22 protein-coding genes are annotated in these 26080 nt (G+C 64.5%); 15 read left to right on the forward strand and 7 right to left on the reverse strand.

The annotated features are described in order from the left end of the window. Positions 1 to 21 precede the first annotated feature (21 nt). Complete coding sequence (locus EN850_RS11925; protein ID WP_136091301.1) at positions 22 to 1533, reverse strand: altronate dehydratase family protein; 1512 nt, start codon at positions 1531 to 1533, stop codon at positions 22 to 24. 278 nt (positions 1534 to 1811) lie between these two features. Continuing rightward, on the reverse strand, positions 1812 to 2486 hold the full coding sequence (locus EN850_RS11930) for a GntR family transcriptional regulator (RefSeq protein ID WP_127278177.1): 675 nt from the start codon (positions 2484 to 2486) through the stop codon (positions 1812 to 1814). Between the two features lie 391 nt (positions 2487 to 2877). On the opposite strand from EN850_RS11930, the gene EN850_RS11935 reads away from it, so the two are divergent. The 14 genes from EN850_RS11935 to EN850_RS12000 all read left to right on the forward strand — a co-directional run bounded on the left by EN850_RS11935 (position 2878) and on the right by EN850_RS12000 (position 18626). Then, positions 2878 to 4320 (forward strand): sugar ABC transporter ATP-binding protein, encoded by a 1443-nt coding sequence (locus EN850_RS11935; RefSeq protein WP_246689179.1) that lies wholly within the window; start codon positions 2878 to 2880, stop codon positions 4318 to 4320. Continuing rightward, on the forward strand, positions 4317 to 5306 hold the full coding sequence (locus EN850_RS11940; protein WP_189591059.1) for an ABC transporter permease: 990 nt from the start codon (positions 4317 to 4319) through the stop codon (positions 5304 to 5306). The genes EN850_RS11935 and EN850_RS11940 overlap by 4 nt, the downstream gene beginning before the upstream one ends. After that, positions 5306 to 6301, forward strand: a complete 996-nt coding sequence (locus EN850_RS11945; RefSeq protein WP_127278179.1) for an ABC transporter permease — start codon at positions 5306 to 5308, stop codon at positions 6299 to 6301. Before EN850_RS11940 ends, EN850_RS11945 begins: the two co-directional genes overlap by 1 nt. Positions 6302 to 6333: 32 nt before the next feature. Further along, positions 6334 to 7269, forward strand: coding sequence for a sugar ABC transporter substrate-binding protein (locus EN850_RS11950; RefSeq protein WP_135862367.1), 936 nt, complete (start codon positions 6334 to 6336; stop codon positions 7267 to 7269). 248 nt (positions 7270 to 7517) lie between these two features. After that, positions 7518 to 8690 (forward strand): FMNH2-dependent alkanesulfonate monooxygenase, encoded by a 1173-nt coding sequence (ssuD, locus tag EN850_RS11955; protein WP_135862364.1) that lies wholly within the window; start codon positions 7518 to 7520, stop codon positions 8688 to 8690. Further along, positions 8687 to 10147 carry an FAD/NAD(P)-binding protein gene (locus EN850_RS11960; protein ID WP_136091302.1) on the forward strand — a complete coding sequence of 487 codons (1461 nt, stop codon included), beginning with the start codon at positions 8687 to 8689 and terminating at the stop codon, positions 10145 to 10147. Before ssuD ends, EN850_RS11960 begins: the two co-directional genes overlap by 4 nt. 168 nt (positions 10148 to 10315) lie before the next feature. Further along, positions 10316 to 11419 (forward strand): dimethylsulfone monooxygenase SfnG, encoded by a 1104-nt coding sequence (gene sfnG / locus EN850_RS11965; protein WP_127280761.1) that lies wholly within the window; start codon positions 10316 to 10318, stop codon positions 11417 to 11419. A gap of 117 nt (positions 11420 to 11536) precedes the next feature. Beyond that, a complete protein-coding gene (locus EN850_RS11970) occupies positions 11537 to 12490 on the forward strand; it encodes an ABC transporter ATP-binding protein (RefSeq protein WP_127872964.1) in 954 nt (317 codons plus the stop codon). Further along, a complete protein-coding gene (locus tag EN850_RS11975; RefSeq protein WP_136091303.1) occupies positions 12487 to 13386 on the forward strand; it encodes a branched-chain amino acid ABC transporter permease in 900 nt (299 codons plus the stop codon). The genes EN850_RS11970 and EN850_RS11975 overlap by 4 nt, the downstream gene beginning before the upstream one ends. Positions 13387 to 13388: 2 nt before the next feature. Then, positions 13389 to 14426 carry a branched-chain amino acid ABC transporter permease gene (locus EN850_RS11980; RefSeq protein ID WP_127872965.1) on the forward strand — a complete coding sequence of 346 codons (1038 nt, stop codon included), beginning with the start codon at positions 13389 to 13391 and terminating at the stop codon, positions 14424 to 14426. 71 nt (positions 14427 to 14497) lie between these two features. Beyond that, the gene (locus EN850_RS11985) at positions 14498 to 15835 is read left to right on the forward strand and encodes an ABC transporter substrate-binding protein (protein ID WP_136091304.1); all 1338 of its coding nucleotides are present in this window, start codon (positions 14498 to 14500) and stop codon (positions 15833 to 15835) included. 74 nt (positions 15836 to 15909) lie between these two features. Then, positions 15910 to 16701, forward strand: a complete 792-nt coding sequence (locus EN850_RS11990) for an ABC transporter ATP-binding protein (RefSeq protein WP_127279152.1) — start codon at positions 15910 to 15912, stop codon at positions 16699 to 16701. 24 nt (positions 16702 to 16725) lie between these two features. Continuing rightward, the gene (locus tag EN850_RS11995; RefSeq protein ID WP_127279151.1) at positions 16726 to 17973 is read left to right on the forward strand and encodes an SfnB family sulfur acquisition oxidoreductase; all 1248 of its coding nucleotides are present in this window, start codon (positions 16726 to 16728) and stop codon (positions 17971 to 17973) included. A gap of 167 nt (positions 17974 to 18140) precedes the next feature. Beyond that, complete coding sequence (locus tag EN850_RS12000) at positions 18141 to 18626, forward strand: hypothetical protein (protein WP_127279150.1); 486 nt, start codon at positions 18141 to 18143, stop codon at positions 18624 to 18626. 20 nt (positions 18627 to 18646) lie between these two features. Here EN850_RS12000 and EN850_RS12005 read toward each other — a convergent pair whose 3' ends face one another. The 5 genes from EN850_RS12005 to EN850_RS12025 all read right to left on the reverse strand — a co-directional run bounded on the left by EN850_RS12005 (position 18647) and on the right by EN850_RS12025 (position 24362). Continuing rightward, complete coding sequence (locus tag EN850_RS12005; RefSeq protein ID WP_136091305.1) at positions 18647 to 19186, reverse strand: hypothetical protein; 540 nt, start codon at positions 19184 to 19186, stop codon at positions 18647 to 18649. Continuing rightward, on the reverse strand, positions 19179 to 22064 hold the full coding sequence (locus EN850_RS12010) for a sarcosine oxidase subunit alpha family protein (RefSeq protein WP_136091306.1): 2886 nt from the start codon (positions 22062 to 22064) through the stop codon (positions 19179 to 19181). Before EN850_RS12010 ends, EN850_RS12005 begins: the two co-directional genes overlap by 8 nt. Then, complete coding sequence (locus EN850_RS12015) at positions 22061 to 22327, reverse strand: sarcosine oxidase subunit delta (RefSeq protein WP_127276003.1); 267 nt, start codon at positions 22325 to 22327, stop codon at positions 22061 to 22063. Before EN850_RS12015 ends, EN850_RS12010 begins: the two co-directional genes overlap by 4 nt. Positions 22328 to 22354: 27 nt before the next feature. Next, positions 22355 to 23608, reverse strand: coding sequence for a sarcosine oxidase subunit beta family protein (locus tag EN850_RS12020; RefSeq protein ID WP_127276002.1), 1254 nt, complete (start codon positions 23606 to 23608; stop codon positions 22355 to 22357). 94 nt (positions 23609 to 23702) lie between these two features. Next, complete coding sequence (locus EN850_RS12025) at positions 23703 to 24362, reverse strand: TetR/AcrR family transcriptional regulator (RefSeq protein WP_189522249.1); 660 nt, start codon at positions 24360 to 24362, stop codon at positions 23703 to 23705. 276 nt (positions 24363 to 24638) lie between these two features. On the opposite strand from EN850_RS12025, the gene EN850_RS12030 reads away from it, so the two are divergent. Continuing rightward, positions 24639 to 26078, forward strand: coding sequence for an aldehyde dehydrogenase family protein (locus EN850_RS12030; RefSeq protein WP_136091307.1), 1440 nt, complete (start codon positions 24639 to 24641; stop codon positions 26076 to 26078). Positions 26079 to 26080 lie beyond the last annotated feature (2 nt).

Raw genomic sequence — 26080 nt, forward strand, 5'->3', positions numbered from 1 at the left:
TGTTGAAAGTGAGCGGTACTGCTACATCGTCGCGCCGAGGCTCCAGGGTACGAACTCATTGTCGCCATAGCCGAGCGCTTCCGACTTGGTGCGCCCGCCCGATGCCACGCGCAGGATCTCGGCGAAGATCTCCTCGCCCTTGTCCGCCAGCGTCACGCCGTCGAGGATGTCGCCGCAATTGATGTCCATGTCGTCGGGCATCTGCTCGAAGATGAAGGAGTTGGAGGCGAGCTTGATCGACGGCGTCGGCTTGCAGCCGAAGGCCGAACCGCGCCCGGTGGTGAAGCACAATATGTTGGCGCCGCCCGCCACCTGACCGGTCGCCGAGACCGGGTCGTAGCCTGGCGTGTCCATGAAGACGAGGCCGTGCTCGTTGATAGGCTCGGCATATTCCAGCACCGCGCGCAGATTGGTCGTGCCGCCCTTGGCGGAGGCGCCCAGCGACTTCTCCAGGATGGTGGTCAGCCCGCCGAGCTTGTTGCCGGGAGACGGATTGTTGTTCATCTCCATGTCGTGCCTGGCGGTATAGTCCTCCCACCAGCGGATACGCTCGACCAGCTTTTCGCCGACGGCCCGGCTTTCGGCTCGCCGCGTCAAGAGATGCTCCGCGCCGTAGATTTCGGGTGTTTCAGAAAGGATGGCGGTCCCTCCCTGGGCGACCAGCAGATCCACTGCCGCGCCCAGTGCCGGATTGGCGCTGATACCGGAATAGCCGTCCGAGCCGCCGCATTGTAGCGCCAGCACCAGCTCGGAAGCCGGCTGCGGCGTCCGCTCCGCGGCATTGACGATCGGCAGCATCTCGACGATGGCCTTCACCCCGGCATCGACGGTCTTGCGGGTGCCGCCGGTTTCCTGGATCGTCATTGTGCGGAACGTGGTGCTTTCTTCGATGTTATAAGATTGCATCCAACGCGGGATCTGGAAAGCTTCGCAGCCAAGTCCGACCATCAGCACGCCGCCGACATTGGGATTGGTGGCAAAACCCCACTGCGTGCGCTTCAGCAGATCGTAGGCCGGGCCCTTGGTGTCGATGCCGCATCCGGTGCCGTGCACGAGCGCAATGGCGCCGTCGACATTGGGATGGTCGCGCAGCATGCCTGAGCGGTTGACCTCTTCCACGATGAAGCGGGCGACGCTGGCCGAGCAGTTTACCGAGGTCAGGACGGCGATGAAATTGCGCGTGCCGACTTTGCCGTTGGACCTGCGGTAGCCCATGAAAGTCGCCCGTTCGCCATCTGGAAGGAACGGCGTTTCCCTGACGTCGGTGCCATGCTCGTAGTCGCGCTCGAAATCGCGCAGGTAGACATTGTGCTCGTGCACCCAATCTCCGGCCGCGATCGGCCCACGCGCGAAGCCGATGGTTTGGCCATACTTTACGATCGGTTCATCCGCCCCGATGTCGAGCATGGCCATCTTGTGGCCGCGCGGGATGCGAGCCCTCGCAGCCACGTCGCCGGCCTTTTCGCCGGCCGCCAATGGATCGACCGCCAGTAGGATGTTGTCGGCGTGCGATAGCTTGATGAAGCGCGTCATTACCCAAACTCTGAAAAGGCCACCCCGAACAAAGCCGGGGGGCGAAAGGCACAAGGAATACTAATATAATAGAATGTTAGTGGTCAAGCGTCGCCTGGATAAGCTGCGTTCGCCGGGCGTTAAGGAAGAGAGTTGGTGGCGGAACGGATGACGGCCAGCACCTCCGGCCAGACCGCGGCGTGCGCGCTGGTATTCCGCGATCGCCTATGCCTTCAGGCTATACAAAGTCCCATTCTTCGCATGTGCCAATCATGTCCCGGCTGCGGTGCCGTCCGGCTTCAGCCGAGAAGCTCGGCGGCGACTTCGAGCGTGTTGCGGAAGGACGTTTCGAGGTGGTGCTCCATCGCCCGCGCGGCGCCTTCGGCATCGTGACGCTTCAGCGCGTCGAGGATGGCTTCGTGCTGCTCGATCGTCTGTTCGCCGTAGCCGGGCTTTGGAATGGCGAGGTAGCGGCCGCGATCCATCTGCGCCTTGGAAATATCGACGGCGCGCCAAATCATCGGCAGGCCGCAAATCTCGGCAATGGTGCGATGGAAGACGTCGTCGAGCTGGATCGCGGTGGCGTATCGGCCGCGCGATATGGCAAGCCGATGTGCCGCCATATTGTCCTCCAGCAGTTCGGCCGACGCCGGTGTGAGCTTGACGGCCGCGCGCCGTGCGCTCTCCATCTCCAGTGCCCGCCGGATGACATAGGCTTCTTCCAGATCGGCACGACTGATCGGCGCGACATAGGTGCCGGTCTGCGCCAGGATCTTCACCAGGCCTTCGTCGCTGATGCGCTTGACGGCTTCCCGCACCGGCGTGCGCGAGACGCCGAGCGCTTCGGCGATCGCCACCTCGTTGATCACTTCCCCCGGCTTCATCTGCCCGACGACGATCAGGTTGCGGATCTTGTGATAGATCTGATCGCGGAGCGGCAGAGCCCGATTGAGGGTCGAAGGGTCAAGGTCCATGGCAAATCCGTAGCTTCGTTCACCGGAAATGATCAGATTATATTAGAATGTAAATCGGAATGCACCCGATGCGAGGGGTGGTCTCTATCGACAATGGGATGGTCGCGCAGGTCATCGGAATCCAGCTTGCCAGAACTGTTATATTAGTGCAATAGATCCTCGATAGTGATGAATTTCACCGCGAAGTGAAGGCCTGAACCAAGCTGCACGCCGAGAGGGCATGCCTTCTGGCCGCATTGGTTCCGCGCTCTAAAATAGAATTATACTAAAATAACACAACAGCTCGATGCCAGGGACAACGGGCCGGCCTGCCGGGAGGAACCTAGCCAGACATGACTGTCGCCGCCGACTGCGCCTTGGACATGAGAGGCATCAGCAAGACGTTTCCGGCGTGAAGGCTCTGTCAAACGTCAATTTTGCCGTCAGATTCGGCACCGTGCATGCGGTCGTGGGCGAGAACGGCGCCGGCAAATCGACGCTGATGAAAGTGCTCAACGGCTCCTACGCGCCAACCAGCGGCACCATCAAGGTCGGTGGCGCCGAGGTACGCATGCGCCGTCCCGCCGACGCCCAGGCTCTCGGCATCCGCATGGTGCACCAGGAAATCAATCTGGTGCCGGACCTGACTGTCGCGGAAAACGTCTATCTCGGCCGCATGCCCGGCAAATGGACCTTTCTGCGCAAGGGCGAGATGGTCAGGAAGGCCGGCGCCGTCCTTGCCGAACTCGGAGCGGCCATCAATCCGCGCGAGCGGCTGGGCAATCTGTCGATCAGCCAGCAGCAGCTCGTCGAGATCGCCAAGGCCTATGCCGCGCAACCCCGGATCATCGTGCTGGATGAGCCGACATCGAGCCTCAGCGAGCATGAAACAACAGCGCTGTTCAGGATCCTGCGCAAGATGCGCGATGACGGCATCGCCATCATCTACATCAGTCATCGCTTGAAGGACGTGCTCGAGATCGCCGACGAGGTGACCGTGCTGCGCGACGGCTCCATGATCGAGACGCGCCCGATCGAAGGCATCACCGCCGCGCAGATGATCAGGCTGATGGTCGGCCGCGAGGTCAGTAACGTCTTTCCCAAAAGCCAGGCCGAGATCGGCAAGTCGGTGCTGCGCGTCGAGCGCATCAGCGACGGCACGCGCTTCCGCAATGTCAGCTTCGAGGTGCGAGCCGGCGAGATACTGGGCCTGACCGGCCTGGTTGGTGCCGGCCGCACCGAGGTGGCGCGCGCAATCTTCGGCCTGTCGCGCCTCGTCGAGGGCACGGTCAGCGTCAACGGCCGCGAGGTCTCGATCAATTCCCCATCGCAGGCCGTTAAGGCCGGGATTGCGTACGTTCCGGAGGACCGCAAGGGCGATGGCATCGTGCCTGGCATGTCGATCCGGGAGAACATCAGCCTGCCCATCTTGCGGCGCCTGAGCCGTTTCGGGCGCATCAGGCGAAGTGCCGACCGGGCATTGGCGGCGGACTACGTGAAGCAGTTTTCGATTTCGCCGCCCGATGGCGAACGGCGCATCAATCTCCTTTCCGGCGGCAATCAGCAGAAGGCGGTCATCGCCAAATGGCTTGCCGCCAGGCCGTCGGCGCTGATCCTCGACGAGCCGACGCGCGGCGTCGACGTCGGCGCCAAGGCCGAGATCCACAACATCATCGGCCAGCTCGTCGCAAGCGGCATGGCGGTGGTGATGATCTCGTCCGAACTGCCCGAGATCCTGGGCGTCTGCGACCGTGTAGTGGTCATGCGCGACGGACATGCCTGCGAGCCGCTGGAGCGCGCCGAACTCAGCGAGGAGCGCATCATGGCCCTGGCGACCGGGGAGGAAGTGGCGTGACCGACGCGGCCGTGAAGATCGTCACCCCCGACCGTTTTACGCGCGGCAGCAAGCTTGTCGATGCCCTGTCTAAGGCGGGCCTCGCTTTCGCCATCCTGGCCGTCATGCTCTACGGCTCCTCTGTCAGTCCCGCTTTTTTCACGTCAGGCAATTTGCTCAATGTACTGACGTCGATGTCCATCGTCGGCATCGTCGTCATTGGCATGACCTTCGTGCTGGTGGTCGGTGGCCTGGCTGACCTGTCGGTGCCGGCCACGATAGCCTGCGGCGCCATCCTGTCGCTCGGCCTGCAGCCGATGATCGGGCCTCTGCCCGCCTTTGTCCTTGCGGTCGGCCTCGCCGGTCTGATCGGCCTGCTCAACGGCGTGCTGGTCGGCTATGTCGGCATCAACCCCATCATCGCCACACTCGGCATCGGCACCATCGGGCTGGGCATCGTCCAGGCTGCCGTTGGCGGCGTCATCGTCTATGGCAGCAATCCCGCCTCGGCCGAATTCGCCAAGGGCCGCCTGTTCGGCATTCCGGTCGTGGTGCTGATCTTCCTGGTCATTGCCCTCATCGGCCATTTCGTCCTGTCGCGCTCCTTCTGGGACCGATGGACGCTCGCCACCGGCGGCAATTACAGCGCCGCCGAGGCAAGTGCCGTCCCCGTGCAGGCCGTGAAGGCCGGCGCCTTTGTGATCACGGCACTCGCCTCTGGCATTTCAGGCGGGCTGCTCGGCCTGACCTTGCAAAGCGCACGACCGCTCATCGGCGCCGGCTATGAATTCAGCGCCATCACCGCGGTGGTGGTCGGCGGCGTCTCGATCATCGGCGGCTTCGGCTCCGTGCCGCGGGCGATCGCCGGGCTGATCTTCGTGCAGCTTCTGACCAACGTCATGGTGCTCGACGGCGTGCGCACGCCGATCCAGGGTTTCGTGCTCGGCATCCTGATTGTCGGGGCTGTCGGCATGGATGCCGCGTTGCGCAAGCGGGGAGTGGCTTGATGCGTCTTCTCGTCCTCGCCTCGCGATACCGGGTCGTGATCATCCTCGGCCTTACCCTGGTCGCTTCCGCGCTGCTCGTTCCGGGTTATCTGTCGGCTTCGACGCTCAGCCTCGGCCTCGACAGGGCGGCCACGATCGGCCTGATCGCCATTGGGCTTACCGTGCTTCTGATATCGGGCCAGATCGACCTATCCGGTGGCGCGGTGTTCGCGCTGGCCGGGATCGTATCCGTCATCCTGCAGCGAGAGATCGGCATCCTGCCCGCCGCGATCGTCGCCATCCTTGCCGGCACGCTGGCGGGCGCCATCAACGGCGCCCTGGTCGTCGGGCTGAAGGTGAATTCGCTCGTCCTGACACTGGCCACGATGCTGATCTTCCGCTCGCTGGCGCACTGGATCACCAACAGCCAGCCGGTGTCGGGCACTGACATCATGCTTTCGCTGGCTCTGGCCAAGATCTACCTCGATGTCTTCACCATTCGCAGCGCACTGTTCATCATCCTGATCGTACTGCTGCATTTCTGGCTGACGCGCACCATTCCGGGCCGCAATGTCTTTGCCGTCGGCTCCAATCCGGCGGCCGCCAAGGAGAGCGGCATCGCTTCGGACCGCATCGTCTTTCTCGGCTTTGTCTTTGCCGGCACGCTTGCTGGCTTCGCCGGGGTTCTCCAGAGCCTCGTCACCAACACCGGGTCGCCCGTCTTCGGCTCGGAACTGACGGTTGCCGTCATCGCCGCGGTCGTTGTCGGCGGTACCCGCCTCGAAGGCGGCAGGGGATCCGCGCTCGGCACGCTTGGCGGCGTGCTGACGATCGGCTCGCTGACCATCGCGATGGAGTTCCAGTCCGTTCCCGCATACGTCCAGCAGGTCGTATCGGGGCTCATCCTGATCCTGCTCGTCATGCTCGATCGGGCCGTTACCACCACGGGGAGGGCTCAGGGCACACGCCCCGCGCTCGTTCGCGACAATCCAATCACTCAAGGAGGAAAAGCATGATTGGGAGGAAAAGCATGATTGGGAGGAAAGATATGATTGGCAAGAGAAGCATGCTCCAGATCGCCGCCGTGGCGTTGCTGGCGTCGACAGGCTGGGCCAATGCCAAGACGGTCTGCTATGTGACGGCGGCGGATTCGCACGCCTATGCGACGCCGGCCAACAAGGCGCTCGAGGCCCGTGCCAAGGAACTCGGCGTCGAGATTCTCAGCCTGAGTCAGGACTTCGACGTCCAGAAGGGCACCGAGCAGCTCAACACCTGCGTGGCGCGCAAGGTTGACGGCATCATCCTGTGGCCGCTCGACCCGCAGGCCTACATCCCTGGCCTGGCCCGCGCGCAGCAGGCCAACATCCCGGCGATCCTCATCAATTCGCCGATGAGCGACGACGCCAAGCCGTTCATCAAGTCCTTCACCGGACCTGACGTCTACGAGGAAGGCAAGCTGGCGGCGGATTCGCTGAGCAAGGCGCTCGGCGGCAAGGGCTCTGTCGTGATCATCGCCGGCCAGGCCGGCAACGGCACGACGATCGGCCGTGTCAGCGGCTTCACCGACCGCCTCAAGGAAACCAGCGCCGACATCAAGGTGCTCGACACCGTCAATGCCGACTTCGACCAGCAGAAGGCGCTGGTCGTGAGCCGCGACCTCATCACTCGCTTCGGTGACCAGATCAGCGGCGTCTATGCCAATGACGACACCATGGCACGCGGCTTCATCGACGCCTGGAAGGAGGCCAATCCCTCCAAGGCGGCGCCGCCGATCGTCGGCATCAACGGCCAGAAGGACGCGTTCGAATCGATCCGCACCAACGAAATGTATTCGACCATCGTGCAGTCGCCGGTCGAGGACGGCCGCCTGGCAATCGACACCATGGCCGAGATCATCGACGGCAAGGAGGTCAAGGACCGGCTGCCGATCCCGCTGACCGTCGTCACCAAGGACAATGTCAACGCGGTGGAACCGGCGTTCTGACAAGGCCAAGGCCGGCCCTGCATAGTTGGCCGGCCTCTCCGCTCGTTGCGGACGGCGCAGCATGAGGAAGAATTTCTAATTGCGGCGGAGGATTTGGAATAAACTAACTCTACAGAATTTATAGAATAAGCAATCTGCATCGGCGATCTGTTTCCCGGACAGGACCACGCCATGCCCGACCTTTTGCGCCTGCCTTCAACCGCCCCAGACCTAGGCCGTCACCGCCGCCATCCAGCGGGAGGCAGGTCATGAGCCGCGATGTCGCCGACCGCATCAAGGTGCTCTGGTTCCTGCCGACACATGGCGACAGCCGCTATCTCGGCACGACCGAAGGCGGCAGGGCTGTTGACCTGCCCTATCTGACGCAGGTGGCGAAAGCGGCCGACACGCTGGGCTATTACGGCGTGCTGTTGCCGACCGGCCGGGCCTGCGAGGATTCCTGGGTGATTGCCTCGGCGTTGGCGCCGCTGACCGAGCAGCTGCGTTTCCTCGTAGCCGTGCGGCCCGGCCTGCAGTCCCCAACGCTTGCCGCGCGCATGACCGCCACGCTCGACCGCATCTCCAACGGCCGCCTGCTGATCAACGTCGTCACCGGCGGCGATCCGCTGGAGAACAAGGGCGACGGCATTTTTCTCTCGCATGCCGAGCGCTACGAGGTGACGCAGGAATTCCTCCACATCTACAAGCGCGTGCTGAGCGGCGAGACGGTCGAGCACCAGGGCAAGCATTTCCGCATCGAGGACGGTCGCCTGCTGTTCCCGCCAGTGCAGACGCCGTATCCGCCGCTCTATTTCGGTGGCTCGTCGGACGCCGGATCGCAAGTGGCGGCGCAGGAAATCGATAAATATCTGACCTGGGGGGAACCCCCGGCCGATGTCGAACGCAAGCTCGACGCCGTGCGCGAGTTGGCCGAAAAGGCCGGCCGCAAACTTTCCTTTGGCATTCGCCTGCATGTCATCGCCCGCGAGACGACCGAACAGGCCTGGGCCGCCGCCGACCGCCTGATCAGCCGGCTCGACGACGCGACCATCGCCTCGGCGCAGAAGGTTTTTGCCCGCATGGATTCGGTCGGCCAGGCGCGCATGAGCGCGCTGCATGGCGGCCGCCGCGACAAGCTCGAGATCGCGCCCAATCTGTGGGCCGGCGTCGGCTTGGTGCGCGGCGGCGCCGGAACCGCACTGGTCGGCGACCCGGACACGGTCGCCGAGCGCATCGACGAATACCGGCGCCTCGGCATCGACACCTTCATCCTGTCCGGCTACCCGCATCTGGAGGAAGCCTACCGTTTTGGCGAACTGGTGCTGCCGAGACTGCCGACCGATCATCCGGTCAAGGCCGCCAGCTCTTCGGTCAACACCGGACCGTTCGGCGAGACCATCGCCGGCGACCATCGGCCGAAGTCGCTCGCCAGCGCCTCGTGAACGCGCTGCCTCCGGCCCGCCGATTGCGCATCGCCATCATCGGCGGCGGTTTTTCCGGTGCCGCCGTGGCCTGGCACCTTGCGCGGACAAATCGGCCGGAGCGCCTGTCGATCTCGGTGATCGAGCCGCGTTCCGCGCTTGGCGGCGGCCTTGCCTATTCCAGCGAAGAACCATCCCACCGCGTCAACGTCCCGGCCATCCGCATGAGCATGGCTCCTGAAGACCCGCAGCATTTTGCGCGCTGGTTGGCCGGCAGTGGCGAAATCGAACGGAACCCGGATGCCTTGTGGAAGAACGGCGATGTGTTTCCGCGCCGGCGTGTGTTCGGCCGCTATGTCGCCGAGCACCTTGCACCCTGGCTCGACTCCGGTGCTATCCGCCATGTCGAAGCTCAGGCTACGCAGGTAATACGAGAAGCCAATGGCGCGGCCTGGACCGTGCAGACCTCCGCCGGACCTGTCGCGGCGGACATCGTCGTGCTTGCCGCGACGCATCCTCTGCCGGCGATCCCAACTCCACTTGCCTCCTTGGCTGAAGCACCTGGCTTCATCGCCGATCCCTATGCACCGTCGGCACTTGCCGGGATCGGCCCGGAGGCGTGGGTCCTGATCGTCGGCTCCGGGCTGACCTCGGCCGACATGGTGGCCGAACTTGATCGCCGCGGCCATCGCGGCCGCATCCTGGCACTGTCGCGCCGCGGCCTGCGCTCGCGCGGCCACCCGGATATCAGACATGAGCCTTTCGGCGACTTTGCGTCGGCACCGGCCACATCGGCGCTCGGCCTGCTGAAGAACATTCGCGGCACACTGGCGGCGGCGCAGGCCGCCAGGGTCAACTGGCAGTCGGTCTTCGACCAGCTGCGCCTGCAGGGGCCGGCGCTGTGGGCGGCCCTTTCTCCGCCGGAGCGTGCAAGGCTGGTCCGCCAGCTGCGCGTGTTCTGGGACGTGCATCGCTTCAGGATCGCCCCCCAGGTCGCTGCCGTGCTCGACCGCCGCCAGACGGACGGCGCGTTCGACACCATCGCCGCCAGGCTTGTCGCGTCGAACGACGAGGGCGAGAGCCTCGCGGTCAGCTTCCAACGGCGCGGACAGACGCGGATCGAGACGGCACGCTTCGATGCCGTCATCAACACGACAGGGCCGGCTCATGGCCAGGCGCTCCAGTCAAACCCGGCGCTGCTTTCGCTGACTGAGGCCGGGCTGATCAGGGCCGACACATACGGGCTCGGTATCGAGACCAGCCTCGATAGCCTTGCGATCGGCAGCGATGCCAAGCCGGTTGCCGGGCTTTTCGTCGCCGGTCCGTTGGCGCGGGGCACGTTTGGCGAACTCATGGGCCTGCCGGAGGTCGCTCGTCATGCACAAAGGGTCGCGGCCGAAATCACTGGGTTGTTCGACACGCTCCCCTCAGCCGAGCCGGTTGGCGCCAATGCCGGGAGCGTTGCGGTCGCGCGCTGACAAGCGCAAGCCGGCCCGGCCGGCGAAAATTGGTATTTCCGTCCCGCAAGGGCTCCAAAAACGGAAAATCCTTCTTTGTATATAAATTCCATAAACATAATAAATATTGAAGAAACCCGGCTACGCGCCGGACCGATCAACGACACGGCCTGGAATGGGAGACAGTTCATGGCACATGCAGGAACCGACGCGGTCAAATTCGCCTATTGGGTGCCCAATGTTTCGGGCGGCCTGGTGATTTCCAACATCGAGCAGCGCACCAACCATTCGGCCGAGTACAACCGCAAGCTGGCCCAGATCGCCGAAAAGGCGGGCTTCGACTACGCGCTGAGCCAGATCCGTTTCACCGCCGGCTACGGTGCCGACGAGCAGCATGAATCGGTCGCGTTCAGCCATGATCTGCTGGCGGCCACCACCACGCTGAAAGTCATCGCCGCGATCCTGCCTGGCCCCTGGAACCCGGCGCTGGCGGCCAAGCAGCTTGCCACCATCAGCTATCTGACCAATGGCCGTGTCGCCATCAACCTCGTCTCCGGCTGGTTCCGTGGCGAATTCCACGCCATCGGCGAACACTGGCTCGACCATGACGAGCGCTATCGCCGCTCGGAGGAATTCATCCGCGCGCTGCGCGGAATATGGACGCAGGACAGCTTCACCTTCCGGGGTGATTTCTACCGCTTCAACGAATACTCCCTGAAGCCGAAGCCGCCGCAGCCCCTGCCCGAAATCTTCCAGGGCGGTTCCTCGCGCGCCGCCCGCGACATGGCATCGCGTGTTTCGGACTGGTACTTCACCAACGGCAACTCGCCGGCCGAAATCGCCAAGCAGGTCGATGATCTCAAGACCAAGGCACAGGCCAGCAATCATTCCGTCAAGGTCGGCGTCAACGCCTTCGCCATCGTCCGCGAGACCGAGGACGAGGCCAAGGCGGTGCTCGCCGAAATTATCGCCAAGGCTAACCCCGAGGCTGTCAACGCCTTCGGCCACGAGGTCAAGAATGCCGGCAAGGCCTCGCCGGAAGGCGAGGGCAACTGGGCAAAATCCTCCTTCGACGATCTGGTCCAGTACAATGACGGTTTTCGTTCGAACCTGATCGGCACGCCGAGGCAGGTCGCCGAGCGCATCGTCGACCTGAAGCGCGCCGGCGCCGATCTCATCCTGCTCGGCTTCCTGCACTTCCAGGAGGAGGTCGAGTATTTCGGCAAGCACGTCATTCCGCTCGTTCGCGAGCTGGAAAACGCCGAGCAGGCAGCGTCGCTGGCAGCGGAATAGTCATCTCCCCCAAAAGCTGGCCGGGCAGCCCGGCCAGCACAGGTTTTCAAGCGCGCTCGATCTTTCGGGCGGCATCGAGAATTCGTGCGCCTGCGGGCGAAATCGAGGACGATTGGAATGCCGTTGCCCAGCTATGCCTTAGGAGCGATGGAAGCCTCGGTCTACGCGCCGGAAGTCTTTGCGCGCGGCCTGCCCTCCGTGCTCCAGCCTGCACAGTTGTCCGAAGGCGACGCTGGGGCGGCCGGATCTACTGCCAATGCAACTGCTCCGCTGCTGTCGCTTCAGGGCATCGCCCTGTCGTTCGGCGGTGTCGTCGCGCTGGCCGATATCGACCTATCGGTTCGATCAGGTGAAATCCGCGCCATCATCGGCCCGAACGGCGCCGGCAAGAGCTCGCTGATCAACGTCATTAGCGGCGTCTACCGCCCAGATCGTGGCCAGGTCCGGCTCGCCGGCGTCGGCTATACCCAGGTGCCGACGCAGCGGCTGGCGCATTTGGGCGTCGCCAGGACCTTCCAGAACCTCGCTCTGTTCAAAGGGCTCAGCGTCCTCGACAATGTTGCCTCCGGCCTCGCCTACAAGGTCCGTTCCAACTTCGCCGGCCAGGTGCTCGGCATCGGCCGCTCGCGCGGCGAGCGGCGCGACGCCTTGAGCCGCTCCGCCCAGATCCTGGAATTTCTCGACCTCGCCGCCGTTCGCGATCGTCTTGCCGGCACGCTGCCCTATGGATTGCAGAAACGGGTCGAACTCGCCCGGGCGCTGGTGGCGGAACCGCGCCTGCTGCTGCTCGACGAACCGATGGCCGGCATGACAGCGAGTGAGAAAAGCGAAATGGCTGATTTCGTCCGCGCCGCGCGCGACCGCTTTGCCACCACGGTCGTCCTGATCGAGCATGATGTCGGCGTCGTCATGGGCCTGTCCGACCGCATCGCCGTTCTGGACTATGGCCGCAAGATCGCTGACGGCACCCCCGAAGAGGTCCGCAACGACCAGCGCGTCATCGATGCCTATCTCGGCATCGCCTCCGACAATGAGGCCCTCTCCTGTGATGAAGGAAGGGCGGGCATATGATCGCCGATTTCGACTACCAGTTCTTCATCGAAGTGCTCGTCGGCGGCCTGCTGTCCGGTGTCATGTACTCGCTGGTCGCGATCGGCTTCGTGCTGATCTACAAGACCTCGGGCGTGCTCAACTTCGCCCAAGGCGCGATGCTGCTGTTCGCCGCGCTGACTTTCGTCAGCCTTGTCGAACGCGGTGTTCCGTTTGCACTGGCATTGGTGGCAACCTTCGCCATCATGGTGGTGATCGGCATCGCCATCGAGCGCACGGTGCTCCGGCCGCTCACCAACAAGCCGCCGATTACCCTGTTCATGGCGACGCTTGGCCTGTCCTACATCATCGAGGGCGCTGCCCAATTGATCTGGGGTACGCAGGTCCACGGTCTCGATCTCGGCATCGAGGACGTGCCGCTGGAAATCGGCGGCGTGCTGATCAGCCAGTTCGACATCTTCGCGGCGGTGGTCGCGGCCGGCATGGTTGTCGTGTTGTCGCTGTTCTTCCGCTACACCCGCATCGGCCTCGCCTTCCGCGCCGTCGCCGACGACCAGTTCGCCGCACTCGCGGTCGGCCTCAGGCTGCCGCTGATCTGGGCGACCGTCTGGGCGGCGGCCGGCCTCGTCGCGCTGGTCGCCGGGCTGCTCTGGGGTGCCCGCCTCGGCGTGCAGTTCTCGCTGTCGCTGGTGGTGCTCAAGGCGCTGCCGGTGCTGGTGCTGGGCGGCTTCGATTCCATCCTTGGCGCCATTGCCGGCGGGCTCCTGATCGGCGCCAGTGAGAAGCTCGCCGAGGTCTATATCGGCGACTATTTCGGCGGCGGCATCGAGAGCTGGTTCGCCTATGTCGTCGCGCTGGTTTTCCTCTTGATCCGTCCCTCCGGCCTGTTCGGCCAGAAGCTCGTGGAAAGGGTCTGACCATGGCCGCTATTGCAGCCGACTTCTCCGCGCCGGTGCTGCCGAAATGGATCGCGCCCGTCCTGTTGCTTGCCTTCGCCTATGGCGTGGTGCCGCTGATCGGATCGAGCTATTTGTTCGAGGCCATACTGCTGCCGTTCCTGGCGCTCGGTCTCGCCGGTGTGGGGTTGAACATCCTCACAGGCTATGCCGGCCAGGTCTCGCTGGGCAGCGCCGCCTTCATGGCGGCCGGCGCCTTCGCCGCCTATAATTTCAACTTGCGCGTCGAGGGCCTGCCGCTGATCGGCAGTATCGTTCTCGCCGGCATCGTCGCCGCTTCGATCGGCATCGTCTTCGGCCTGCCGAGCCTGCGGTTGAAGGGCTTTTATCTCGCCGTCTCGACGCTTGCCGCTCAGTTCTTCGTGCAATGGGCGCTGACCAAGTTCAGCTGGTTCTCGAACAACTCCGCCTCCGGCGTCATCGACGCGCCGAGGCTTTCGATAGGAGGCTTCGCGCTCGACGGCGCCGTCGGCCGCTATCTCTTCGCGTTGACCATCGTCAGCATCCTCACCTTCCTCGCCTACCGGCTGGTGTCGTCGCAGACGGGACGAAACTTCATCGCCATCCGCGACAATGAAATCGCCGCCCGCATCATCGGCATTCCGGTGCTGAAGACCAAGCTGCTGGCCTTCGCCATCTCCTCCTTCATCATCGGCGTCGCCGGCGTCATCTGGGCCTTCGCTTATCTCAGGACAGTCGAGCCTGATGGCTTCGACCTCGACCGCTCGTTCCAGATCCTGTTCATCATCATCATCGGCGGCCTGGCCTCGATCCGTGGCGCCTTCTTCGGTGCCGCCCTCATCGTCGTGTTCCCGCTCGCCCTGTCGCGCCTTGGCGGCTTCCTGCTTGGAGACGTCTTTGACTCGGGCGTGCTCGACATGAGCCAGCGCATCGTGCTCGGCGCCCTCATCATCCTGTTTCTGATCCTGGAACCCGATGGGCTGGTGGCCCTGTGGGACAGGGTCCGAAGACGGCTCCTGTTCGCCTGGCAGTCGACCTGAGCCCCGCATTCACGCCTGAAAATGAACCAGAGGCCGAACCCAAGACGGCCCATACCGGGAGTACCCCAACCATGACCTTCCTCAGCACACTCAAGGCGGCGGCTTTGTCCGCGGCGATGATCGTGTCGGTGGCCTTGCCATCAGCCCATGCCGACGAACAATATTTCCCGCTGCAGAGCTACCGCGTCGGGCCTTATGCGGCCGGCGGCACCGGCTTCTTCGGCGGCTTCATCGACTATCTCAACCTCATCAACATCCGCGACGGCGGCGTCAACGGCGTCAAGCTGACCTGGGACGAATGCGAGACCCAGTATGAGGTCGAGCGCGGCGTCGAATGCTATGAGCGCCAGAAGAGCCATGCCGGCGCGGCCGCCTGGAACCCGCTCTCGGTCGGCATCGCCTACGCCATGATCGACCGCATCACCGCCGACAAGGTGCCGCTGATAACGGTCAACCACGGCCGCACCGATTCCACCGATGGGCGTGTTTTCCCCTACGTCTTCCCGCTGCTGCTCAACCCCTACAGCGAGACGTCGGGCATCGTGAACTACATCGCCTCGAAGGAGGGCGGCATCGACAAGCTCAAGGGCAAGAAGATCGTCGTGCTCTATCACGGCTCGCCCTATGGCAAGGAGACCATACCGATCTACGAACTGCTGGCGCAGAAATACGGCTTCGCCGTGCAGCAGATCGAAGTGCCGCATCCCGGCAACGAGCAGCAGTCGCAGTGGCTGACCATCCGCCGCGCCAAGACTGATTTCGTCGTCCTGCGCGGCTGGGGCGTCATGAACCCGGTGGCGCTGAAGACCGCCGTTAAGGTCGGCTACCCCGTCGATCACATCGTCGGCAATGTCTGGTCGAACTCGGAAGAGGACGTCATTCCCGCCGGCGACGCCGCCAAGGGCTACACCGCCATCACCACCCAGGCTTCGGGCAATTCCTATCCCGTGGTGAAGGAAATCGTGAAGACCGTCTACGGCGCAGGCAAGGGCAACCTCGAGGACAAGTCCCGTATCGGCTCGGTCTACCACAATCTCGGCATCGTCAACGGCATTCTCAACGTCGAGGCGATCCGCGTCGCCCAGGAGAAGTTCGGCCACCGCACGCTGACCGGCGACGAGGTCCGCTGGGGTTTCGAGCATCTCAAGCTCGATCCGGCCAAGGTCGAGGCGCTCGGCGCCAAGGACCTGTTCCACTCGATCAATGTCAGCTGGGACAACCATGAGGGCGAGGGCTACGTCACCTTCCAGCAGTGGGACGGCAAGAAGTGGAACGTCGTCTCCGACTGGATCGCCCCGGACTGGGCGCTGCTGCGGCCGATTATCGAAAAGTCCGCCGAAGCCTATGCCGCCGAGAAGGGCATCAAGCTACGCACCGCCGACGATGCCAACGCAGTGACCACCAACTGATCAACAGGCCGGGTGCCGCGGATGCCTTCCGCGGCGCCGGGCCGGTTCGGTTCCGACAAGTACGGAAGACAGTCATGCCCGACACCGAAATCATCCTTGCTGTCGACGCGGTCCACGCCACCTACAACCACGCCATCACGGCGCTGCACGGCGTCAGCTTCGAGATCAGGCGCGGTGAGATCCTGGCGCTCCTCGGCGCCAATGGCGCGGGCAAGACCACCACGCTGAAGGCCGTCTCCAACCTGCTGCCGGCCGAACGGGGCCAGGTCAACGCCGGCACCATCCGCTATGAGGGCTCGGATGTCGCGCGCCGCAAGCCCGGCGATCTGGTGCGTGCCGGCCTGGTGCCGGTACTGGAAGGCCGCCACTGCTTCAAGAGCCTCACCGTCGAGGACAATCTGGTCGCCGGCGGCATCGGCCGCGGCGGCCGCCGCGCCGAGATCAGCGCCGACCTCGAACGGATCTATGCCTTTTTCCCACGTCTGAAGGAAAAGCGCCGGACCTTGTCGGGCCTGACCTCTGGCGGCGAACAGCAGATGACGGCAATAGGCCGGGCGCTGATGTCGCGGCCGCGCTTGCTCGTGCTGGACGAACCGTCGATGGGGCTCGCCCCGCTCATCGTGCAGGATATTTTCCAGACGTTGAGGAAACTCAACAGCGAGACCGGCCTGTCGATCCTGGTCGCCGAGCAGAACTCGGCGGTAGCACTTCGCTATGCCGACCACGCCACCGTGCTCGAAAACGGCGTCTCCGTGCTCTCCGGCACAGCCGCCGATCTCCGCCAGCGCGAGGATATCAGGGCGCTCTATCTCGGCCAGCAGCCGACGCCCGCCCCCAAGTCCCCCCATCTCCATGCCGTTGCCTGAACCGAAATTTGAAGGAGCAATGAAATGACCGTCTCGACCGTCAAGACCGACCATGCTTCCGCCGCCGTACCGCCGGTCGCAAGGCCCTCGGCGCCGGCACATATCATCAGGGACGACGCCGAAGCGATCGCCGTCGCCCACGCTCTGGCCGCCGAATTCGTCAAGGATTCGTCGAAGCGCGACCGCGAGCGAATTTGGCCGGTAGCCGAACTCGACGCCTTTTCGCAAAGCGGCCTCTGGTCGATCAACGTGCCCAGGGCATTCGGCGGTCCCGAAGTCTCCTATGCAACGCTGGCCAAGGTGATCGAGATCATCTCGGCGGCCGATTCTTCGATCGGCCAGGTCGCGCAGAACCATCTCGGCGTCGTCGCCGCCATCCGCACCGTCTCCGACATCGAGCAGCAGAAGCTGCTTTTCGCCGAGGCGCTGAAGGGCACGCGGTTCGGCAACGCCTTTTCCGAGTTCGGCTCCAAACGCGCCGCCGATTTCGAAACCCGCTTCACCGATGCCGGCGACCATGTCGTCGTCAATGGCCGCAAATTCTATTCCTCTGGCGCGCTGCTCGCCCATCTGGTGCCGATCGTCGCGCTCGATGACGAGGGCCGTGCCTGGTATGCTATCGCCGATCGCGGCGCGCCGGGCCTGACGGTCGTCGACGACTGGTCGAGCTTCGGCCAGCGCACGACGCTGTCGGGCACTGTCATCATCGACAATGTCAAGGTGCCGAAGACGCATCTGGTGCCCGGCTACAAGGGCTACGACAAGCCGACCGCCGACGGCGCCATCTTCCAGATCATCCAGGTGGCGGTGGATACCGGTATCGCCCAGGCGGCGATCGACGAGACGGTCCACTTCGTCAGGACCAGGAGCCGCGCCTGGATCGACAGCGGTGTCGACAATGCCTGGGACGATCCCTACACCATCCAGGCGATCGGCGACCTGACGCTGCGCCTGCACGCGGCGCAGGCGCTGCTCGAAAAGGCTGGCCACGCGATCGACAAGGCGGTGGCCGAGCCGACCGCCGAGATCGTGGCGCACGCCCAGATCGTCACCGCGGAAGCAAAAATCCTGTCGACCGAGATCGCCATTGCGGCGACGAACAAGCTGTTCGAACTGGCCGGCACGCGCTCGACATTGGCCGAGCACAATCTCGACCGCCATTGGCGCAACGCCCGGACGCACACGCTGCACGATCCGGTGCGCTGGAAATATTCGATCCTCGGCAAATATTTCCTCAATGGCGAGAATCCGCCGCTGCACGCCTGGAGCTGATTTCCCACCGGCGGCCGGACGCGCGCCATCGTCGATACGGTCATCGCCAAGTGATTTCGCCCTGCCGGTTACCCCCTTCGGGGTGCCGGTGGCGGGGAAAGCTTACGCGCAATTTACGACCATCGGCTACACCGGTTCCTGTCTGATTCGCCCGGGACAGGAACATCATGAGCAAAGCCCTCACATCCTTCGCACTGGTCGCGGTGCTGACCGCCTTGCTCATGGCGCTCAGCCTGGCGGTGGCCAGGCACGGCTATCCCTATGGCGCCATCGGTGTGAGACGGCTTGACGGCATCGCCGATGCCGGCACGTTCATTCCACTTGCCGCGGTCTATTTCTTCAGCGCCCTGCTGATGATGCTCCTGCCGATCAGGGCAGCCAGCATTGTGCTGACCAACGCCGCGGACGCGATCTTCTGGACCGTCATCGTACTGTTTGCGGCTATCCTTGGCTGCCTCGTCGCCAGATGGGCTTTCGGTCAGCGGGATGTCTTGTGGGCGGTGCTGAACTGGCGTTTCCTGTTTGCGGCCGCGATCATCGGCTGCCACTTCGTCATGAACGAGCTGCGCCGCAACGTGCTGCTGCGCAGCCTGTTCTTCGTGATCTTTGCCGTCGCGACGCTGGCCTGCCTGTTCTGGTCTTTCACGCTCTGAGCGTGAATGTCGCCGCCTGCCTAACTCGGTGATTCGGCGGCGATGTTGGCGGCAGCCGTCTCCATCCACGTCCAGAGATAGGCGGCGAGACCGCGATCGACGTGGATGCGCAGCTTGCCGTCATGGCGATAGACGACGGCGCTGATGCCGGCGAAGGATAGCGCCGCGCTGGCACTTGGCTGCCTTGGGTGGAGCGTCGTTCCACGCGCGATGAAAGCATCGAGTGCCGGGCCTTCGGCCTCGAACACCTGCAGCCCGGCGCCGATCGCCGTCACCGCGAAGCCTTCCGCGTGCCAACCGGCGGCAAGGGCAAGCGGCGTGTTCGACACGGCGAGCAGCCGGTCGCGCGCCAGCCGCGCGCCATAGCGGTCACCCTGAGCCGCGCCAAGGGCGCCCACGCCAGTCCCGTCCATGTCGGACAGGCGAGCCCAGGCGTCGAGGTCGCCGCTGACCAATATCTGGTCGAGGCCAGGGACAGCGCGCACCGCCAGGCCGGGTGAATTGATGGTCGCCGACGGCCAGTCCGGCGCGACAGACCATTTTTCCGCGAGATCACGCATTGAGCCGGTCTCCCGACGGGTCGTAGGCGCAAGGGGCGGCGATCGTCGCCGTCCCGAGCTTGCCGAGATGTTGGATTTCGATCGTTTCGCCGTGCCGCGCCGCACCCCGTTCGATCAGGCCAAGCGCAATCGGCTGGCCGAGGGTGGGGCTCTGATAACTGGAGGTGACAAAGCCCTGACTGTGCAGTCTGCCATCGCTCCGCTTGACGCCATGCGCGCCGGTTGGCAGAGGCGCTTCGCCTTGCGGCACCGTCAGGCCTACAAGCTGCAGGCGGTCGCCGCGCGAAGCCTCCTCGGTGAACAGCGAGCGGCGGCCGACGAACTCGCTCTGGCGCTTCGTCCGGGGACCCGCCACACCGAGATCGTGCGGCAGCGTGGTGCCGTCAGTGTCCTTGCCGATGACGATGAAGCCCTTCTCGGCACGCAGGATCATCAGTGCTTCGAGCCCGATGAGAACGGCATCGAACGCCTGGCCGGCCTGGCGCAGATGCGCCCACAAAGGTTCGGCGCGGTCGGCCCGGATAGAGACTTCATAGCTCCTGTCGCCGGTGAAACTGACGCGGGCAATCCGAACCGCGTCTCCCGGATAGCTGCCATGGCCGACCGCCATATGCGGAAGGTCGGCGTCGGCGAGTGAAAGGCCGAGCCCCACCGTTTCGAGCAGCTTGCGGGCGTTCGGCCCGGAGACGGTCAGCGTCGCCATCTCCGAAGTGGCGTTGTGGATGTAGACGGCGCCGCGCCCGAACCGGTCCTGGCGCCATTCCTCCAGCCTGGCATGCACGGCGGCGACATGCGAGGACGAGCACGACACGACGAAACGGTGCTCGTCCAGCCGCACCAGCACGCCGTCATCGAAGACCACGCCGTTCTCCGACAGCATGAAGCCGTAGCGGCAGCGGCCCGGCTTCAGCGTCGACATGGTGTTGTAGTAGAGGAAATCGACGAATTCGGCCGCCCGGGGTCCGATCACCTCGATCTTGCCGAGCGTCGAACCGTCGAACAGCGCGACCGACTGGCGCGCGCGAAACGCCTCGTCCTGGATGGCGCGTTCCGCGTCCGCATTGCGACCGCCATAGTGCGCCGGGCGCAGCCAGCCGCCATATTCCTGGAAGACGGCGCCGCTGGCGCGGTGGACGTTTTCCAGCGGCAGCCGGCGCACCGGCGCCATTAACTCGCCAACGCGCGCGCCGGCGAAACTCGCCAACGGCACCGGCGTGAAGGGTGGGCGATAGGTGGTGGTGCCGACTTCCGGCACCGTTCGGCCGGTGATCCCGGCCATCAGCGCCAGTCCGGGCAGGTTGGAGGTCTTGCCCTGATCGGTCGCCATGCCGAGCGTGGTGTAGCGCTTCAGATGTTCGACCGAGACGAAGTTTTCGCGGGCCGCCAGTTCCACGTCCTTCACCGTGACGTCGTTCTGGTAGTCGATCCAGATTCGTCCTTTCGAGCCGGGCACCGGCCAGGCGGCTACAATCCCGGCTGTCGCTTCCGGACCGGTGCTGCGCGGGGTTACCGCCTCCGTCTGGCCGAGCGATGCGCCGGCTTTCTCCGCGGAGGCGAACACGTCCGACAAGGAAACCGCGCCGGCGGCGGCGCCCGCCACGGAAATGCCGTCAACCGGATTGCCAGGCAGGAAGGCGGCGCGGGCCTCGCTCCAAGCAAGCTTGCCCTTGGCCTGGCCAAAGAGATGAATGGTCGGCGTCCAGCCCCCCGAGACCAGCACGCAATCGGCGTCGAGCCTGGTGCCGTCGTCCAGCGTCACACCTTCAACGCGTAGCCTGCCGGTGGCGGAGGCGAGCGCCCGCCCCTTGGACAACCGTATCGTGGCGGGCGCGGCGGGCATCCCGTCACGCCTGATGTCGATAAGCGTCACTTCGGCGCCGGCCTCGGCGATCGCCTCCGCGACCTCATAGGCACTGTCATTGTTGGTGGCGACGACGACGCGCCGGCCAACCAGCACCGCATGGCGTCTGAGATAGGCGAGCGCGGCATCGGCCGACAGGATTCCCGGCAGATCATTGTTGGCGAAAGGCAGCGGCCGCTCGATGGCGCCGGTAGCCAGCACGATCCGGCGCGGCCGGACCCGCCATAGCGTGTCGGGCCGGCCATCGAAATGGCGCTGGTTCAGGCCGACCAGATTGTGGTCGTAGATGCCAAAGGCCGTGGTCGAGGGCAGGATCAGATGCCCCCCGGCGGCAAGTGTCGCGAGCGTCTCCTCGAGCCATCCGGCAGCTGGCCTGCCGTCGATCTCGCCGGCGCGGTGGCCGAGCGACCCGCCCGGCTTCTGCTGGTCGTCGACCAGCGTCACGGAGAGGCCCACGCCGGCCGCGAGCTTGGCCGCCGCCAGTCCGGCCGGCCCGGCGCCCACCACCAGCACGTCGCAATGATGATTGATCTGGTCCGGCGGGCCTGATGAGATCCAGTCCGTGTCGACCTTGCCCAGTCCGGCCATGGCGCGGATGCGTGGCTCGAACATGTGCCAGTCCGGCCACATGAAGGTCTTGTAATAGAACGCCGCCGGAATGAAGCGCGCAAAACGGTCAAGGAAGGCGTTGCGGTCGCTCAATGCATTGGGCGTCGCATTGACGCTTTTGGCCGCCAGCCCATCGTGTGCCGGCTCGGTCGTGGCGCGCGTGTTCGGCGTCGCGCGTGAGCCGCCTATATCGACCAGCGCGTTGGGCTCCTCGACGCCGGCGCCCCAGATGCCGCGCGGCCTGTGGTATTTGAAACTGCGGCCGACGACCGCGACGTCGTTGGCGAGCAGCGCGGAGGCGATGGTGTCGCCGGCAAAGCCGTCCACGCTTGTGCCGTCGAAGCTGAAGCGGAGCGGGCGCGAGCGGTCGATGGCGCTGCCGCCGGTGGCAAGACGCGAGGCGGTCATGCCGCGTGCTCCTCGCCCAGCGCGGACGAGGACTGCACCTCGTGCGTGAGCGTGTCGCGCTCCATGACGAAGAACTCGCCGCAGTTCATGTGCACCCAGATTTCGCGCGCCGCGCCTTTCGGATTGGAGCGCAGGTAGAGATAGTTGGCCCAGCGATCGATGGGCACATCTCCGCCATCCGGCCTGGTATTGCCGGCATCGCCGCCATAGTGGAATTCGGTCTCGTCGCGCGGGCCGCAGAACGGGCAAGGAAAGAGCTGCATGACGCCTAGTCCTGGTCTCTGTGCATATCAGTGCGCGATGCCGGAGCCGGCCGCTTCGTCGATCAGCCGCCCGCTGGCGAAGCGGTCGAGATCGAAGGGCCGGCTGATGTCGTTGTGCTTGCCGCTCGCCAGCAGGTTCGCCAGCAGCGTGCCGCCGGCGGGGATCGCCTTGAAGCCGCCCGTGCCCCAGCCGCAATTGAGGAACAGATTGGGCAGCGGCGATTCCCCGATGATCGGCGAGGAATCCGGCACGACGTCGACAATGCCCGCCCATTGCCGCATCAGCTTCAACTGGCCGAAGATTGGGAACATCTCCAGCACCCCCGCGATCACCGTCTCCAGCGTCGGCAAATTGCCGCGCTGTGCATAGGAAGGGATGCGGTCGAGCCCGCCGCCAATGACGATCTCGCCCTTGTCCGACTGACTGACATAGACGCCGGTGCCGGGCGACAGGACCACCGTGTCGAGGATCGGCTTCACCGGTTCGGAAACGCAGGCTTGCAGCGCGTAGGAGTTGATCGGCAGCCGGAAGCCGGCTTTTTCAGCCAGAACCGAGGAGTGCCCGGCCACCGCCATGCCGATGCGCTCGGCACGGAACATGCCGCGCGTCGTCTGGACACCGCGGCAGCGGCCGCCCTCGACGATGAAATCAGTGATCTCGCAATTCTGGATGATGTCGACGCCGAGCCGGCTCGCCGCGCGCGCATAACCCCAGGCGACCGCGTCATGGCGCGCCGTGCCGGCCCTGCCTTGCCAGATGCCGCCGAACACCGGAAACCGCGCGCCGGCCGAGAAATTATAGATCGGCGCCACCCGGCGCACGTCCTCGGGCGAAAACAGCTCCGCATCGATGCCGCTGATCTGCATGGCGTTGACGGTGCGCACGCCGACTTCCATTTCGGCGGTCGAGTGACACAGATTGACCATGCCGCGCTGCGACAGCATGACGTTGTAATTCAGATCCTTGGACAGGCCTTCGTAGAGCCGGTGCGCCAGCCCGTAGAGCTCGACGCTCTGAGGATAGTAATAATTGGAGCGCACCACGGTGGTGTTGCGGCCGGTGTTGCCGCCGCCGATCCACCCTTTTTCCAGCACGGCCACTCGGGCGATGCCGTGATTCTTGGCCAGGTAATAGGCCGTCGCCAGTCCATGGCCACCGCCGCCGATGACGATCGCGTCGTAGGACGGCTTCGGCTCGGGCGAGCGCCAGGCCTGTTTCCAGCCGGTCTGGCCGGCCAGGCCTTCCTTGAACAGCGACAAAGCGGAATAGATGCGGGTCATTGTGTGGGCGACAAGCCTGGTTGATCAGGGCAAAGCTAGTGGTAATGGACATGTATGTCTAGTTGCCGGTCCTCCCGGCTTGCGGCAGCCAACGCTAACGGTTACGCGAGATGGTCTCCTCCACGTAACGTGAAAAATCCTCGACATCGCCCGCCGTAGGCTCTCGGCCTGTGAAGCTGCGCAGATACGCGGCAACATGCGGCAGGCGGCTGCTCATCGGCTCGTCGAGTTCGAGCGAATAGTAGCCGATCTGCATGAAATAGAGCACCCGGGCCCGCACGAACGCGTCTTCCTCCTCGTAGCCATGACGCATGAACATGCCGCGGATGGCATTGACTCGTTCTTCGTCAGCCTCGTCCAGCGCGCGCCTTGTCGCGGGGGAGCGGCGAGCCCATGCCCGGATCGCGAAATCCAGCCGCGGGTCGAACAGCTTTTCGTCCACCCAGCATTCGAAAATGCTCATCACCCCGCGAATGACAGTCGCGGAAGGGCGTTCGGCGCGCTCGACGATGAATCGGGTATTGGTCTGCCGCCAGTGGTCCAGCAACTGGTCGAGCAGGTCTTGGCGGCTCTTGAAATACCAGTAGAAGCTCGAGCGCGAGACGTCGAGCTGTTGGCCAAGCGTCAGCACGCGGACGCGTTCGACGCCGTCCGAGATCAGAGTTTCAAGCGCAAGCTTCAGCCAGTCTTCGCGAGTGGCCTTGATGTTGCCGGTGGCGCCGGCACGTTGGATCGTCGTCTCGAGTGCTGTCATCGCCACGACGCATGACATGCCGGATCAGGCAAATCAAGTTCGTGGACATATGTGTACATGGCAATTCGACCTTGACCCGGCGAGCCATCCACCGATGTTAGCTGGAGTGGTTGTCGACGCGCACTGCCGCCGCTGCACCGGAGGCATGAGCGCAGGCCCGGGGACTTTTGTGGCGGCCTTCGAGCCCAGTGCGTGCTTTCCCGCAAGGCAATTGTCTGGCAAATACCACTTCAGACGGATGCCGCCGCGCGGCCAACAGCCAGGGAAGGCAAGGACATGACAGCGTTTCGAAAGAACCTCATCGACGGCGAATGGGTCGGCGATGCCGGATCCCGCAACATCAACCCCTCGGATACCGGCGACGTCGTCGGCGAATATGCCTCGGCGGGGGTCGAACAGGCGGGCCAGGCGATCGCGGCGGCCAAGGCGGCGTTTCCGGCATGGTCCCGCTCCGGCCCGCTGGCGCGCCATGCGGTGCTGAAAAAGGCCGCCGACGAGATCATGGCGCGCAAGGACGAACTCGGCCGCAACCTGGCGCGCGAGGAAGGCAAGACGCTGGCCGAGGGCATTGGCGAGACCATCCGCGCCGCCCAGATATTCGATTTCTTTGCCGGCGAAACACTGCGCTTGTCGGGAGAGGTGGTGCCAAGCGTGCGGCCGGGCGTCGGCGTCGAGATCACGCGCGAAGCGGTTGGCGTTGTCGGCATCATCACGCCATGGAATTTCCCGATCGCCATCCCCGCCTGGAAGATCGCTCCGGCGCTGGCTCACGGCAACACCGTCGTCTTCAAGCCGGCCGAACTCGTTCCCGAAAGCGCGTGGTCCATCGTCGACATCCTGCATCGCGCCGGCCTGCCCAAGGGCGTGCTGAACCTCGTCATGGGCAAGGGCTCGGTGGTCGGCCAGGCAATGCTCGACAGCCCCGACGTCAACGCCATCTCCTTCACCGGCTCGGTCGGAACCGGCAAACGCGTCGCCGCGGCAAGTGTCGAGCACATGCGCAAGTTCCAGCTCGAAATGGGCGGCAAGAACCCGCTGGTCGTGCTCGACGACGCCGATCTCGCGGTCGCTGTCGATTGCGCGCTGAACGGCGCCTTCTTCTCGACCGGCCAGCGCTGCACGGCCTCGTCGCGTTTGATCGTCACCAACGGCATCCACGACCGCTTCGTCGACGCGCTCAAGGAGCGCATGGAAAAGCTGGTGATCGGCGACGCGCTCGACGCGCAGACGCAGATCGGCCCGGTGGTCGACGCGACCCAGCTCAAGCAGGACGAGGACTATATCGCCATCGGTGTCCGGGAAGGCGCCACGCTCGCCTTCGGTGGTGAACGGCTCGACCGCAAGACGCCGGGTTTCTATCTCAAGCCGGCGCTGCTGACCGAGGCCACCAACGCCATGCGCAGTTCGCGCGAGGAGATTTTCGGCCCCGTCGCCAGCGTCATCCGCGTCCAGGACTATGACGAAGCGCTTGCCGGCGCCAACGACACGCCGTTCGGCCTGACCTCGGGCATCTGCACCACGAGCCTCAAGCACGCCACGCATTTCAAGCGCAACTCCGAAGCCGGCATGGTCATGGTCAACCTGCCGACGGCGGGCGTCGACTTCCACGTCCCCTTTGGCGGGCGCAAGGGTTCGAGCTTCGGCCCGCGCGAACAGGGCCGCTATGCCATGGAATTCTACACCACGGTAAAGACCGCTTATACGTTCGCGGGATGATC

Origin of the sequence: Mesorhizobium sp. M8A.F.Ca.ET.207.01.1.1 (genome assembly GCF_004794715.1) — a bacterium.
Lineage (GTDB): Bacteria > Pseudomonadota > Alphaproteobacteria > Rhizobiales > Rhizobiaceae > Mesorhizobium.

Bases quoted from the DNA above. Each gene is read 5' to 3' on its own strand.
- EN850_RS12000 (WP_127279150.1), top strand. From the start codon at position 18,141: ATGAGCAAAGCCCTCACATCCTTCGCACTGGTCGCGGTGCTGACCGCC.
- EN850_RS11990 (WP_127279152.1), top strand. From the start codon at position 15,910: ATGCCCGACACCGAAATCATCCTTGCTGTCGACGCGGTCCACGCCACC.
- EN850_RS12005 (WP_136091305.1), bottom strand. From the start codon at position 19,186: ATGCGTGATCTCGCGGAAAAATGGTCTGTCGCGCCGGACTGGCCGTCG.
- EN850_RS11970 (WP_127872964.1), top strand. From the start codon at position 11,537: ATGCCGTTGCCCAGCTATGCCTTAGGAGCGATGGAAGCCTCGGTCTAC.
- EN850_RS11925 (WP_136091301.1), bottom strand. From the start codon at position 1,533: ATGACGCGCTTCATCAAGCTATCGCACGCCGACAACATCCTACTGGCG.
- EN850_RS11995 (WP_127279151.1), top strand. From the start codon at position 16,726: ATGACCGTCTCGACCGTCAAGACCGACCATGCTTCCGCCGCCGTACCG.
- EN850_RS11980 (WP_127872965.1), top strand. From the start codon at position 13,389: ATGGCCGCTATTGCAGCCGACTTCTCCGCGCCGGTGCTGCCGAAATGG.
- EN850_RS11975 (WP_136091303.1), top strand. From the start codon at position 12,487: ATGATCGCCGATTTCGACTACCAGTTCTTCATCGAAGTGCTCGTCGGC.
- EN850_RS12025 (WP_189522249.1), bottom strand. From the start codon at position 24,362: ATGACAGCACTCGAGACGACGATCCAACGTGCCGGCGCCACCGGCAAC.
- EN850_RS11930 (WP_127278177.1), bottom strand. From the start codon at position 2,486: ATGGACCTTGACCCTTCGACCCTCAATCGGGCTCTGCCGCTCCGCGAT.
- EN850_RS12015 (WP_127276003.1), bottom strand. From the start codon at position 22,327: ATGCAGCTCTTTCCTTGCCCGTTCTGCGGCCCGCGCGACGAGACCGAA.
- EN850_RS12030 (WP_136091307.1), top strand. From the start codon at position 24,639: ATGACAGCGTTTCGAAAGAACCTCATCGACGGCGAATGGGTCGGCGAT.
- EN850_RS11945 (WP_127278179.1), top strand. From the start codon at position 5,306: ATGCGTCTTCTCGTCCTCGCCTCGCGATACCGGGTCGTGATCATCCTC.
- EN850_RS11950 (WP_135862367.1), top strand. From the start codon at position 6,334: ATGATTGGCAAGAGAAGCATGCTCCAGATCGCCGCCGTGGCGTTGCTG.
- EN850_RS12010 (WP_136091306.1), bottom strand. From the start codon at position 22,064: ATGACCGCCTCGCGTCTTGCCACCGGCGGCAGCGCCATCGACCGCTCG.
- EN850_RS12020 (WP_127276002.1), bottom strand. From the start codon at position 23,608: ATGACCCGCATCTATTCCGCTTTGTCGCTGTTCAAGGAAGGCCTGGCC.
- sfnG (WP_127280761.1), top strand. From the start codon at position 10,316: ATGGCACATGCAGGAACCGACGCGGTCAAATTCGCCTATTGGGTGCCC.
- ssuD (WP_135862364.1), top strand. From the start codon at position 7,518: ATGAGCCGCGATGTCGCCGACCGCATCAAGGTGCTCTGGTTCCTGCCG.
- EN850_RS11985 (WP_136091304.1), top strand. From the start codon at position 14,498: ATGACCTTCCTCAGCACACTCAAGGCGGCGGCTTTGTCCGCGGCGATG.